Below are 12,969 nucleotides of genomic sequence, written 5' to 3' on the forward strand. Positions count from 1 at the left end.
AGCCAGCCAGCGGTCAATACGCGCCGCGACCGGCCGCTTTGGCCAGCGCACTGCGCGCGGGATCGCAGGCTTACATCCGGAATACGCCGAATCGGGTCGGTTCGATCGGTGCGTTGAGACTCGCTGAGAGTGCCAGGCCCAGTAGATCGCGCGTCTGCGCCGGATCAATAACACCGTCATCCCACAGTCGTGCGCTGGAATAGTAGGGATGTCCCTGGCGCTCGTACTGTTCAAGGATCGGCTGCTTGAGCTGGGCCTCGTCCTCATCGGAAAAGGTCTGCCCGCTGCGCTCGGCCTGCTCACGCTTGACCTGCACCAGCACACCCGCGGCCTGTTCCCCACCCATCACGCCGATGCGCGCATTCGGCCACATCCACAGAAAGCGCGGATCATAGGCACGACCGCACATGCCGTAGTTGCCAGCGCCAAAGCTGCCGCCAATCACCACGGTGAACTTAGGCACCTGAGCGCAGGCCACCGCTGTGACCAGCTTGGCACCGTGCTTGGCAATGCCGCCGGTCTCGTACTTCTGGCCAACCATGAAGCCGGTGATGTTCTGCAGGAACAGCAGCGGTATACCGCGCTGGCAGGCCAGCTCGATGAAGTGAGCGCCTTTCTGCGCGGCTTCGGCGAAGAGGATCCCGTTGTTCGCCAGGATCGCGATTGGGTAGCCGTGCAATGTGGCGAACCCGCAGACCAGGGTGGTGCCGAACAGCGCCTTGAATTCATCGAACTCGCTGCCGTCGACGAGCCGCGCGATGACCTCGCGCACGTCGTAGGGATGCTTGGATTGTGCCGGAATCACACCGTAAAGCTCGTCCGCGGCATAGAGGGGTACACGCGGTTGGCGGGTCTGTACCTGGCCAAGCTTTTTCCAGTTGAGGTTGGCGACGCAGCGCCGGGCGATCGCCAGCGCGTGCTCGTCGTTCTCTGCGTAATGGTCGGCTACACCGGACGTTTTACAGTGCACATCGGCACCGCCGAGATCTTCGGCGGTGACCACTTCGCCCGTCGCGGCTTTGACCAACGGCGGGCCGGCGAGAAAGATCGTCGCCTGGTTACGCACCATGATGGTTTCGTCAGCCATGGCTGGCACATAGGCGCCACCGGCGGTGCAGGAGCCCATCACCACCGCAAGCTGCGGGATGCCCATGGCACTCATATTGGCCTGGTTGAAGAAGATGCGACCGAAGTGTTCACGGTCGGGGAAGACCTCATCCTGGCGCGGCAGGTTGGCGCCGCCGGAATCCACCAGATAGATGCACGGCAAACGATTCTGCTGGGCGATGGATTGCGCGCGTAGGTGTTTTTTGACCGTGAGTGGGTAGTAGCTGCCACCTTTTACCGTGGCGTCATTGGCGATGATCACGCATTCGACGCCCTCGACTCGGCCGATGCCAGCCACCACGCCCGCAGCAGCAACGTCTTCACCGTAGACCTCGTAAGCCGCCAGGGGAGCAACCTCGAGAAAGGCCGAACCGGGGTCGAGGAGGGCGTTGATGCGGTCACGCACCAGCAGCTTGCCGCGCGAGACATGGCGCTGCTGCGCTTTCTCGCCGCCACCTTCGCTGACGCGCCCGAGCAGCGTGCGCAGGTTGGTCACCTGTTCGAGCATCGCGGCGCTGTTTGCCGCGAACTCCGGTGAACGGGTATTGATCTGGGTATTCAGGATGGCCATGTTCGGCTCCGGTTCAATCCGCGGGGTGGATGCGCTCGGTCGCGTAGGTGGGCCGGGCGGCGTTCCGCTTTAGCCCACCGCCGTGCCGGGGAAAGGTGGGCTAAAGCCCACCCTACTGAGTTCGCCTCCAGCGCCTTTTATTTGGTTTCGTTGAACAGCTCGCGACCGATCAGCATCCGGCGAATCTCGCTGGTGCCGGCGCCGATTTCGTAAAGCTTGGCGTCGCGCAGCAGGCGGCCGGTAGGAAATTCGTTGATGTAGCCGTTGCCGCCGAGAATCTGGATCGCCTGCAAGGCCATCTGCGTCGCCGCTTCGGCGGTGTAGAGGATCACCCCGGCGGCATCCTTGCGAGTGGTCTCGCCACGGTCGCAGGCTTGCGCCACGGTGTAGAGGTAGGCGCGGCTGGCGTTGAGCTGGGTGTACATGTCGGCCACCTTGCCCTGGATGAACTGGAATTCGCCGATGCTTTGGCCGAATTGCTTGCGGTCGTGGATGTAGGGCACCACCACATCGAGGCACGCCTGCATGATCCCGACCGGGCCGCCTGCCAGCACCACGCGCTCGTAGTCCAGGCCGCTCATCAGCACCTTCACGCCACCATTTTCGACGCCAAGCACGTTCTCTTCCGGAACCTCGACGTCATCGAAGAACAGCTCGCAGGTGTTGGAGCCGCGCATGCCGAGCTTGTCGAACTTGCTGCCGCGCGAGAAACCCTTCCAGTCGCGCTCGACGATGAAAGCGGTGATGCCGTGCGCGCCTTTATCCAAGTCAGTTTTCGCGTAAATGACGTAGGTGTTTGCATCCGGCCCGTTGGTGATCCAGGTCTTGCTGCCGTTCAGCACGAAGCGGTCACCCTGGCGATCGGCACGCAGCTTCATCGAAACCACGTCGGAACCGGCATTCGGCTCGCTCATAGCCAGCGCACCGACGTGCTCACCGGATACCAGTTTGGGCAGGTATTTCGCTTTCTGTTCGGCCGTACCGTTGCGGTTGATCTGGTTGACGCAAAGGTTGGAGTGCGCGCCGTACGACAGACCCACCGAGGCCGAGCCACGGCTGATTTCTTCGATAGCGATGACATGTGCCAAGTAACCCATGCCAGCGCCGCCGTATTCCTCGTCTATGGTGATACCGAGCAGGCCCATGTCGCCAAACTTGCGCCACATGTCGCTGGGGAAGAGGTTGTCACGGTCGATGGCTTCGGCGCGGGGCGCCAGTTCGTTCGCAACGAAACCGCGGATCTGGTCGCGGAGCATGTCCACGGTTTCACCGAGCGCGAAGTTGAGGCCTGAATAGTTCATGTGCCACCTGTCTATTTTGTAGTTGTTCTGATCCGACCGCCGATCAAAAGCTGGATTTCGCCTGCGGCTCAGCCTGTTGTTTGTCACGCTTGCGCACCGACTTTTGGCGTAGGGTGCGGTGGGTTGTCACGCTGTTACCTTTACGTTAACGTAACCACGTCCCGAATGACTGTCAACAACAGCGCGCGGGACAGTAAGGCCTCATAACAAACATAAGACTGAGGAATTTCGACATGAGTCTTCCGAGCTACACCTGCGGACCGCAGACCAAACCCCTGTTGCCGATGACCATCGGCGCGGCGTTCGACCGGGCTGTCGAGCGGTTCTCCGACCGTGAGGCCTTGATCGTTCGTCACCAGAACCTGCGCTACACCTGGGCCCAGCTGGCCGAAGGGGTGGACCGGTGCGCACGTGGCTTGCTGGCACTCGGCCTCAAACCTGGCGAGCGGGTGGGCATCTGGTCGCCTAACAATGCGCAGTGGTGCATCGCCCAGTTTGCGACCGCCAAGGTGGGTGTGGTGCTGGTTAACATCAACCCGGCCTATCGCCTCAACGAACTCGAATATGCGCTGAAGCAGTCCGGCTGCCGCTGGTTGATCTGCGCCGATGCGTTCAAGACATCCGACTATCATGCGATGCTGCATGAGCTGCTGCCGGAGCTGGAGCGCTCGGCCATCGGCGCCTTGCAGAGCCACATGCTGCCCGAGCTGCGTGGGGTGATCAGCCTGTGCGACACGTCGGTGGACGGCATGCTCCTGTGGAAAGGGCTGATGGACATGGCGGAAAACGTCGGCCCGGAGCAGCTGCGCCAATGCGGCGAGCAGCTGCAATTCGATGACCCGATCAATATTCAGTATACGTCCGGCACCACGGGTTTCCCCAAGGGCGCCACGCTCAGTCACTACAACATCCTTAATAACGGCTACATGGTCGGTGAGAGCCTCAAGCTCAGCGAGCACGACCGGCTGGTAATTCCAGTCCCGCTTTATCACTGCTTCGGCATGGTCATGGGCAATCTTGGCTGCGTCACCCATGGCACCACGATGATTTATCCCAGCGCCGCCTTCGAACCGCTCGCGGCATTGCAAGCGGCAGCCGAAGAAAAGGCCACCGGTATGTACGGCGTGCCGACCATGTTCATCGCCATGCTCGACCACCCGGAGCGTCAATCGCTGGATCTGAGCAATTTGCGCACCGGGATCATGGCCGGTTCCACCTGTCCGATCGAAGTCATGAAGCGCGTCATCGACGACATGCATCTGGCTGAGATGCAGATCGCGTACGGCATGACCGAAACCAGCCCCGTCTCGACTCAGACCGGCCCGGATGATGACCTTGAACGCCGTGTCACCAGTGTCGGGCGCACCCAGCCGCACCTGGAAAGTAAGGTAGTCGACGAACACAACCGCATCGTCCCGCGCGGGCAGATCGGCGAACTCTGCACCCGCGGTTACAGCGTCATGCTCGGTTACTGGAACAATCCGGAGGCCACCGCCGGTGCTATCGACGGCGCGCGCTGGATGCACACCGGCGACCTGGCGACCATGGACGAGGAGGGCTACATCAAGATCGTCGGCCGCAACAAAGACATGATCATTCGCGGCGGTGAGAACGTATATCCGCGGGAGGTGGAGGAGTTCCTGTTCACCCACGCGGCGGTGGCTGACGTGCAGGTGATCGGCGTACCAGACAAAACCTATGGTGAAGAGATCGTTGCCTGGGTCAAGTTGCACCCGGGGCATTCAGCAACTGCCGACGATCTGCGCGAGTTCTGTAAAGGGCGGATCGCACATTTCAAGACGCCGCGACATATCAAGTTCGTCGATGAGTTCCCGATGACGATCAGCGGCAAGGTGCAGAAGTTCAAGATGCGCGAGGTCAGCGTCGCAGAGCTCGGCATTGCCGAGTGATGACCCAGCGGCTGGTTTCGACTAGCCGCTTCATTTGCTGAACGATACGGAGCCCTCCATGACCCAGCCCATCAGTCGCTTTCCGCTCGTTGATGACTTCGCTTCGCTGCCGGACGATGTGCGTGAGCGCGTTCTGGCGGTACAAGAGAAAGCCGGCTTCATACCCAATGTTTTTCTGATGTTGGCCCATAGACCAGATGAATTTAGGGCTTTTTTTGCCTATCACGATGCGCTGATGGAGCGAGAATCGGACAGTCTGACCAAAGCCGAGAAAGAAATGATCGTGGTGGCGGTGAGCGCCGATCATGGCTGTCTGTACTGCGTAGTGGCGCATGGCGCGATTCTGCGAATCCTGGCCAAGGATCCGCTGATAGCCGATCAGATTGCAGTGAACTACCACACCGCCGTGCTCAGCGAGCGCCAGCGGGTCATGCTCGATTTTGCGCTGCACTTGGCTGCACAACGTGGCGTACTGGATGACGCTTGGCAGGCGCGATTGGAAAAGATGGGCTTCACTCAGAGCGACATCTGGGACATTGGCGCGATTGCTGCGCTGTTTGGTCTTTCCAACCGTCTGGTGTCGATGGCGCGAACGCCGCCCAACGACGAATTTTATTTGCTGGGTCGTGTGCCCAGAGCTGCCGCGAACTGAGCGGTAGCCATGGATTTACCGCATAACGCGGTAAACGAGACCCGACAGGAGCGAGGTCGGGTCCATCAGCTGCATCAATCAAGACAATAACAAGAGAGATGATCATGCAATTGAAACCCCTGAGCCGTTTCTTCCTCTTCAGCAGCCTGGCAGCTTCAGCGCTGGGCACCTCAACCATGGCATCCGCCGCGTTTCTCGATGACAGCAAAGCCAGCGTCGAGCTGCGCAACTTCTACATGAACCGTGATTTCCGCCAGTCCGGGGCGTCTCCATCCAAGGCCGACGAATGGGCGCAGGGCTTCATCCTGAAGATGGAATCGGGCTACACCGAAGGGCCGGTCGGCTTCGGCGTGGATGCGCTCGGCTTGCTGGGCGTCAAGCTCGATTCCAGCCCGGATCGCTCCGGCACCGGCATCCTGCAGCGCGATTCGTCCGGTCAGCCGTCTGATGACTACGGCACTGCCGGGCTGACCGCCAAAGCGAAGATGTCCAACACGACCCTGCACGTCGGCACCCTGCAGCCGATCATCCCAGTGGTAATGCGCAACGATAGCCGCCTGCTGCCCAGCATCTTCCGTGGGGGCTGGTTGCAGAGCAAGGAAATCGAGGGTCTGACCGTTGATGTCGGTATGCTCGATCGCATCAGCTACCGTGACTCCTCGGACTACGAAGAATTGACGGTTTATGCGCCTACTAGTGGTGCAGCGCGCAATATCGTCTTGGGTAGTACCAAAACCAGCGACGAGTTCCTGTTCGCCGGCGGCAAATACCAGTTCATGCCCGAACTGACCGGTAGCTATTACTACGGCGGCCTGGATGGCATCTACAAGCAGCACAACACGCAGCTGGTCCACATCATGCCGCTCGGTGAAAACCAGAGCTTCAAGACCGACCTGCGCTACGTGCGCTCGACCGATGACGGCGGCAGCAACGTCGATAACAACGCGTTCGGCGCGCTGTTCACCTACAAAATCGGCGGCCATGGCTTTACTGGCGGTTACCAGACGTTGAGCGGCGACACCGGCTTTGCGTACGTCAGCGGCGGCGACAACATGCTGATCAACCTGTTGCAGATCAATGACTTCGGCAACGAAGACGAGAAGTCATGGCAGGTTCGCTACGACTATGACTTTGCTGCTGCTGGCATCCCCGGGCTGAGCCTGATGACCCGCTACGTGTCCGGTGACAACGTCAACCTGGCCGGCGGTGGCGAAGGTGAAGAGTGGGAACGCGACACGGATATCGCTTATGTGGTCCAGAACGGACCGTTGAAGAACCTCGCCATGAAAGTGCGTAACGCCACGGTACGCAGCAACTTTGGCAGCGACATCAACGAAACTCGCGTGATCCTTAGCTACACCCTGGCGCTCTGGTAAGCGTCCTGAGCAGCACCGCAATACCTCCTCGTTGATCCTTTACCGGGCCCTTGCGGCCCGGCTTTTTTCAGCAGTCTCCAAGAGTACGGCAATGCCGCACAAGCCGCATCGCGGCCCGCTTTTTACTCAAGCGAGCGTTTGAAAACGATGCTTGCAACAGCTTGCAAACGGTTGTTATCGTTTACGTAAAGGTCATCCATAGACCTGCGCCATAACCAACAACAATAATCAAGGTTAGAGGGCATCCCATGGCACCTGAGTTCGTGCTGGAAACGCGCGGTCTGACCAAGGAATTTCGCGGCTTCACCGCAGTGGATTCCGTCGATCTGCGTGTGCAGAAGGGACACATCCACGCACTGATCGGCCCCAACGGTGCCGGCAAGACCACAGTGTTCAACCTCCTCACCAAGTTTCTGACGCCCACACGCGGCGAGATCCTCTATCGCGGCAAAGCGATCACGTCGATGAAGGCCAACCAGATTGCCCGCCTCGGGCTGGTTCGCTCGTTCCAGATCTCGGCAGTGTTCGGGCACATGAGCGTGTTGGAAAACGTTCGTGTCGCCCTGCAGCAAAAGCTCGGCACGTCCTATCACTTCTGGAAGTCCGAACGATCACTGCGCGAGCTCGATGAGCGCGTCATGCAGTTACTCGCCGAAGTGGACTTGGAATCCTACGCTCAGACGCTCGCTATCGAGCTGCCCTATGGCCGGAAGCGCGCCCTGGAACTGGCGACCACGCTGGCGCTGGACCCGGTTGTGCTGCTGCTCGATGAACCTACGCAGGGCATGGGCGGTGAAGACGTCGACATGGTTGTTGCTCTGGTCCGCCGGGCCGCGGTGAACCGCACGGTGCTGATGGTCGAGCACAACCTGAGCGTCGTCAGCCGGCTCTGTGACCGCATCACCGTACTGGCACGGGGTTCGGTTCTGGCCGAAGGCGATTACGAAAGCGTTTCGGCAAATCCCGAGGTGCGCGAGGCCTACATGGGCAGCGAAGCCGACGCAGAGGAGGCTCACGCATGACGCCCAAAGCTGACCGCGACCAGCTGCGGGTCGACGACCTGCATGCGTTCTACGGTGAATCGCACATCCTGCATGGGGTCGACCTGGTGGTCGGGCGCGGCGAACTCGTCACCCTGCTGGGGCGCAACGGCTCAGGCCGCAGCACCACGCTGCGCGCCATCATGAACATGGTGGGACGGCGGACCGGCTCCATCATCGTCAATGGCAACGAAACCATCGGCATACCCGCCCACCAGATCCCCAGGCTCGGCGTGGGCTATTGCCCTGAAGAGCGCGGGATCTTTTCCAGCCTCAATGTCGAGGAAAACCTGTTGCTCCCGCCCACCGTGCGCAGTGGCGGCATGGGCTTGGACGAGCTTTACGACATGTTCCCCAACCTCTACGAGCGCCGTTTCAGCCAAGGCACCCGGTTGTCCGGCGGCGAGCAGCAGATGCTGGCCATGGCGAGAATCCTGCGCACCGGTGCCAATCTGCTACTGCTTGATGAGATCACCGAAGGGCTGGCCCCAGTGATCGTGCAGAAGCTCGCCGAGGTCCTGATCAAGCTGAAGAAACGCGGCCTGACCATCGTGCTGGTAGAGCAGAATTTCCGCTTCGCTGCGCCACTGGCCGACCGTCATTACGTGATGGAGCACGGGCAAATCATCGAAGAGATCAGCGCCGCCGACCTGGATTCGAAAAAGGAGTTTTTGAATAGTTGTCTGGGGGTGTGACCACCCTCGCCAAGCAGTCATTGTGAAAACTACTGCGCTCGGTAATGCAGCGTTAAAAACAGGCTCGGAATGCTCATTTACAGCTCGTAAACTCCGCATCCTCCCCTGTTTTTGCCTTGCCTTCCCGTCGCTCGTTACGTCTTCACAACGCCTGCAAGCCAGCCGGTCCGCATTACATGCCGGTGATCAATAGCCACAACAAAAACAATCACAGTGGGTGAATATGAAAATGCTCAAGAAAACCGCAGCCGCCGTCCTCGTCTCCAGCATGATCGCCAGTGCTGCCCAGGCCGAAATCAGCAACGACGAAATCCGCATCGGCTATCTCGCTGACATGTCCGGCACCTACCGCGATCTGTCCGGTCCCGGTGGTCTCGAAGCGCTGAACATGGCCATCGAAGATTTCGGCGGCACGGTCGATGGCAAGAAAATCGTTACCTTCAACGCCGATGACCTGAACAAGCCGGATGTTGGCGCCAACACTGTGCGGCAGTGGATCGATGAACGTAACGTCGACATGGTCACCGGATTGGTAGCCAGCTCCGTGGTGCTGGCAGCAGCCAAGGTGGTGGAACAGGGCGGCAAACTTGCACTGATTTCCGGCGCCGCCGCATCGAGCATTACCAATGAGTTCTGTTCGCCCAATCATATTCACTGGACGTACGACACCTTTGCCCTGGCCAACGGTACGGCCAATGCAGTCCTCAAGGATGGCGGCAAAAGCTGGTTCATCCTGACCGCCGACTACGCCTTCGGCCACGCAATGGAGGCCGATATCAAGAAGGTCGTCGAAGCCGAAGGCGGCAGCGTGGTCGGCACGGTCCGCCACCCGTTCCCGAGCAGCGACTTCTCGTCCTATATCCTCCAGGCGCAGGGTTCCGGTGCTGATGTTATCGCCCTGGCCAACGCCGGCGCAGACACCGTCAATTCATTGAAGACCGCGAGCGAGTTCGGCGTGACGCAGTCCGGACAGCGTCTTGCTGGCATGGTCGTGTTCCTTAACGACATTCACGCCATGGGGCTGGACGTCACGCAAGGCCTGATGCTGACCACCGGCTGGTATTGGGACATGGACGAAGAAGCCCGCGCTTGGGCCAAGCGCTACGAAGAGCGTGTAGGCAGTATGCCGACCATGGTCCATGCCGGCATCTATTCAGCCGCCACTCATTATTTGAACGCGGTGAAGGAAACCGGTAGCGACGACACCGCAACCGTGCGTGCGCAAATGGCCAAGACTCCGGTCAACGATATGTTTGCCAAGAACGGCAAGATTCGCGAAGACGGCCGCATGGTGCATGACATGTACCTGGTGCAGGTCAAGACGCCCGCGGAGTCGAAAGGTGAATGGGACCTTTACAAGGTCATCAGAACCATCCCAGGCGATGAAGCCTTCCGTCCACTCTCAGAAAGTCAGTGCAAGCTGGTCACCCAGAACTGATCGGCCTGCCCCAAGCCATTCCCCGGCCGCTTGGCCGGGGCGTCACGGACTTTTCTGGGTAGTGAATCATGACTCTCGTTTTCGGCGTTCCCCTGAGCGTACTGTTCGGGCAGCTGCTGCTCGGTCTGATCAACGGGTCGTTCTACGCGCTGTTGAGCCTTGGTCTGGCGATCATTTTCGGTTTGCTACGGATCATCAATTTCGCCCACGGTGCGCAATACATGCTCGGCGCTTTCGCGGCGTTCCTCGGGCTGAACTATCTGGGCATCAACTACTGGGCCGCATTGTTGCTCTCGCCTCTGCTGATCGGTCTGCTGGGGATTGGAATCGAGCGCGGTCTGCTGCGTCGCATTGCCGGCGAGGATCACCTGTATGGTCTGCTGCTGACCTTCGGCCTGGCGCTGATCGTTGAAGGTAGCTTCGTCAAGCTGTTCGGCGTGTCCGGCTCGTCCTACCCGATGCCGGAATTGCTCAAAGGCGGGCACAACCTCGGGTTCATGTTCCTGCCAACCTATCGTGCCTGGGTCATCGTCGCCGCGCTGACGGTGTGCTTTGCGACCTGGTACATGATCGAGCGGACTCGGCTTGGCTCCTATCTGCGCGCCGGGACGGAGAACCCCAAGTTGATGCAGGCATTCGGCATCAACGTCCCGCTGCTGGTCACCCTCACGTATGGCTATGGCGTTGCGCTGGCCGCATTCGCCGGCGTGCTTGCCGCGCCCATCTACGCTGTCACGCCGGGAATGGGCTCCAATTTATTGATCGTGGTGTTCGCGGTCGTCGTGATTGGCGGGATGGGCTCAATCATGGGCGCGATCGTCACAGGGCTTGCGATGGGTCTGATCGAAGGGCTCACCAAGGTGTTCTATCCGGAGGCAGCCAACACGGTGATCTTCGTGATCATGGTGCTGGTCCTGTTGATGCGGCCGGCCGGTTTGTTCGGAAAGGAGGCATGAACATGTCGACTGAGGAAAGTGTTCAAGCCTCTGGCTTGCAGGCGACTTCCACGCAGGTCAGAGCCAATGCGGAGCGCGAACGCCGCCGCGCAGCTCGGCGGCGAATGTCCATTTTCTACGGCGTCTTGCTGGCCGTGGCGATGGTGGCGCCGCTGATGGTCTATCCGGTGTTCCTCATGAAGCTGCTGTGCTTCGCACTGTTTGCCTGCGCCTTCAATCTGCTGCTGGGATACGCCGGGCTGCTGTCGTTCGGTCACGCAGCATTCTTCGCCTGTGGCGGCTACATCACCGGTTACATGCTCAGCACTTACAGTGGGTTGAGTACTGAGCTGGGCATTCTGGTCGGTACGCTGGCCTCCGCCGTACTGGGGTTGATCTTCGGTTTGCTGGCGATCCGCAGGCAGGGCATCTACTTCGCGATGATCACGCTGGCATTGGCACAGATGGCGTTTTTCGTCTTCGTCCAGGCGCCTTTCACAGGCGGCGAGAATGGTATGCAGGGCGTGCCGCGTGGCTATCTGCTGGGCCTGTTCGACATGCAGAACAACATGGCCTTGTATTACTTCGTGTTGACGGTGTTCGTGATCGGGTTTGCCATCATCCAGCGCACCATTCATTCCCCATACGGGCAGGTGCTCAAGGCGATTCGGGAAAACGAGCCGCGGGCAATTTCACTGGGCTACAACGTTGACGGCCACAAACTGCTGGCCTTTGTGATCTCCGCGGCGCTGACCGGGCTGGCTGGCTCAACCAAGACGGTGGTGTTCCAGCTCGCCTCGCTGACCGACGCACACTGGCACATGTCGGGTGAAGTGATTTTGATGACGCTACTGGGCGGCGTCGGCACCATTCTCGGACCGATCGTGGGCGCAACCGTGGTGGTTACGCTGCAGAGCTCGCTGTCCAACGGGCCGTTGGGCGAGTGGGTGCACGTGATTCTCGGGGTGATCTTCGTGCTCTGCGTGCTGCTGTTCCGCTCGGGGATCGTGGGATGGGTGGAGCGGCTGATCAAGCGCAATTTCAAGTAGTACGGCTGGCTATGACGTGGAGGGTGATGGTCTCCGGCCCCGCTTGAGCGGGGCCGGTTTCGGTCTCAGGCGTTCTGCCACGTGGCGCTGCGTTTTTCCAGGAAGGCATTAACCCCTTCCTTCTGGTCCTGCGTGTCGAACAACTCGGCGAACAGCTCGCGCTCAGCTGCCCAGCCGGCGGCTTGCGGTGCCTGCCGCGCATTCATCACCAAGCGCTTGCAGCGACTGACGGAGGAGGGGCTTTGCTGATCCACCAGGGCCGCCAGTTTGAGCGCCGCCTCGAGTGACTCGCCGCGACCGACCACCTCTTCAACCAGGCCGATCTTCTCGGCTTTCTGTGCGCTGATGCGCTCGCCGCAGAGAATCATCCGCTTGGCCCAACCTTCGCCTACCAGCCATGGCAGATTCTGCGTACCGCCTGCGCAGGGCAGCAGCCCAACCTTGGCTTCCGGAAGTGCCATTTGTGCCTGCTCTTCGGCGATGCGTATGTCGCAGGCCAACGCGCATTCGAGTCCGCCACCCATGGCGTAGCCATTGATGGCGGCAATCGACACACCGCGGAAATGACTCAAGGCTTCAAAGGCACGCCCGAACAACGCAGCGATTTCCTGCGCATTATGCTTGTTGCCATCGGCAAACTGCTTCAGGTCGGCGCCGGCGGAAAAGAATTTTTCGCCTTCGCCGGTGATCACCAACGCATACACGTCAGGATTGTCGTTGAGCTGGCCGATGGTTTGTTCCAACGCAGCCAGAGACTCGCGATCCCATGTATTGGCAGGTGGATTGGCGATGGTCAGCAGCGCCGTGTGGTCGCGCATTTCGAGCTGGATCTTTTGGCTCATGTCGGTTCCTTGTGCTTGGAATGATGCGGATGTCGTGAGGCGAAACGGAGTTC

The 12,969-nt window shown here is 60.1% G+C and carries 11 protein-coding genes; 8 read left to right on the forward strand and 3 right to left on the reverse strand.

What is annotated here, in order from left to right:
* Positions 1 to 70 precede the first annotated feature (70 nt).
* Both ACQKIK_RS15655 and ACQKIK_RS15660 read right to left on the reverse strand, forming a co-directional pair.
* On the reverse strand, positions 71 to 1,678 hold the full coding sequence (locus tag ACQKIK_RS15655) for a carboxyl transferase domain-containing protein (protein ID WP_499136590.1): 1,608 nt from the start codon (positions 1,676 to 1,678) through the stop codon (positions 71 to 73).
* Between the two features lie 137 nt (positions 1,679 to 1,815).
* Positions 1,816 to 2,979 (reverse strand): isovaleryl-CoA dehydrogenase, encoded by a 1,164-nt coding sequence (locus tag ACQKIK_RS15660; protein ID WP_499136591.1) that lies wholly within the window; start codon positions 2,977 to 2,979, stop codon positions 1,816 to 1,818.
* Positions 2,980 to 3,212: 233 nt separating this feature from the next.
* Between ACQKIK_RS15660 and ACQKIK_RS15665 the strand changes: the two genes are divergently transcribed.
* From ACQKIK_RS15665 to ACQKIK_RS15700, 8 genes are all read left to right on the forward strand, one after another.
* Entirely contained in the window at positions 3,213 to 4,889 is a 1,677-nt protein-coding gene (locus tag ACQKIK_RS15665) for an AMP-binding protein (protein WP_499136592.1), read from the forward strand.
* Between the two features lie 58 nt (positions 4,890 to 4,947).
* Complete coding sequence (locus ACQKIK_RS15670; protein ID WP_045426896.1) at positions 4,948 to 5,541, forward strand: peroxidase-related enzyme; 594 nt, start codon at positions 4,948 to 4,950, stop codon at positions 5,539 to 5,541.
* Between the two features lie 104 nt (positions 5,542 to 5,645).
* Positions 5,646 to 6,917, forward strand: coding sequence for an OprD family porin (locus ACQKIK_RS15675; RefSeq protein ID WP_102835489.1), 1,272 nt, complete (start codon positions 5,646 to 5,648; stop codon positions 6,915 to 6,917).
* A 248-nt stretch (positions 6,918 to 7,165) separates the two neighbouring features.
* On the forward strand, positions 7,166 to 7,939 hold the full coding sequence (locus ACQKIK_RS15680; protein ID WP_045426899.1) for an ABC transporter ATP-binding protein: 774 nt from the start codon (positions 7,166 to 7,168) through the stop codon (positions 7,937 to 7,939).
* Positions 7,936 to 8,652 (forward strand): ABC transporter ATP-binding protein, encoded by a 717-nt coding sequence (locus ACQKIK_RS15685; protein ID WP_045426904.1) that lies wholly within the window; start codon positions 7,936 to 7,938, stop codon positions 8,650 to 8,652. Before ACQKIK_RS15680 ends, ACQKIK_RS15685 begins: the two co-directional genes overlap by 4 nt.
* A 223-nt stretch (positions 8,653 to 8,875) precedes the next feature.
* Positions 8,876 to 10,090 carry an ABC transporter substrate-binding protein gene (locus tag ACQKIK_RS15690; RefSeq protein WP_045426906.1) on the forward strand — a complete coding sequence of 405 codons (1,215 nt, stop codon included), beginning with the start codon at positions 8,876 to 8,878 and terminating at the stop codon, positions 10,088 to 10,090.
* 68 nt (positions 10,091 to 10,158) lie between these two features.
* The gene (locus tag ACQKIK_RS15695; RefSeq protein ID WP_045426908.1) at positions 10,159 to 11,046 is read left to right on the forward strand and encodes a branched-chain amino acid ABC transporter permease; all 888 of its coding nucleotides are present in this window, start codon (positions 10,159 to 10,161) and stop codon (positions 11,044 to 11,046) included.
* A gap of 2 nt (positions 11,047 to 11,048) precedes the next feature.
* Positions 11,049 to 12,074, forward strand: coding sequence for a branched-chain amino acid ABC transporter permease (locus ACQKIK_RS15700; protein ID WP_499136593.1), 1,026 nt, complete (start codon positions 11,049 to 11,051; stop codon positions 12,072 to 12,074).
* 65 nt (positions 12,075 to 12,139) lie between these two features.
* Here ACQKIK_RS15700 and ACQKIK_RS15705 read toward each other — a convergent pair whose 3' ends face one another.
* Positions 12,140 to 12,916: an enoyl-CoA hydratase gene (locus ACQKIK_RS15705; RefSeq protein WP_499136595.1), complete on the reverse strand. Its 777-nt coding sequence runs from the start codon at positions 12,914 to 12,916 to the stop codon at positions 12,140 to 12,142.
* Positions 12,917 to 12,969: the final 53 nt, after the last annotated feature.

Origin of the sequence: Pseudomonas sp. NPDC047961 (assembly GCF_050272435.1) — a bacterium.
Taxonomy (GTDB): Bacteria; Pseudomonadota; Gammaproteobacteria; order Pseudomonadales; family Pseudomonadaceae; genus Stutzerimonas.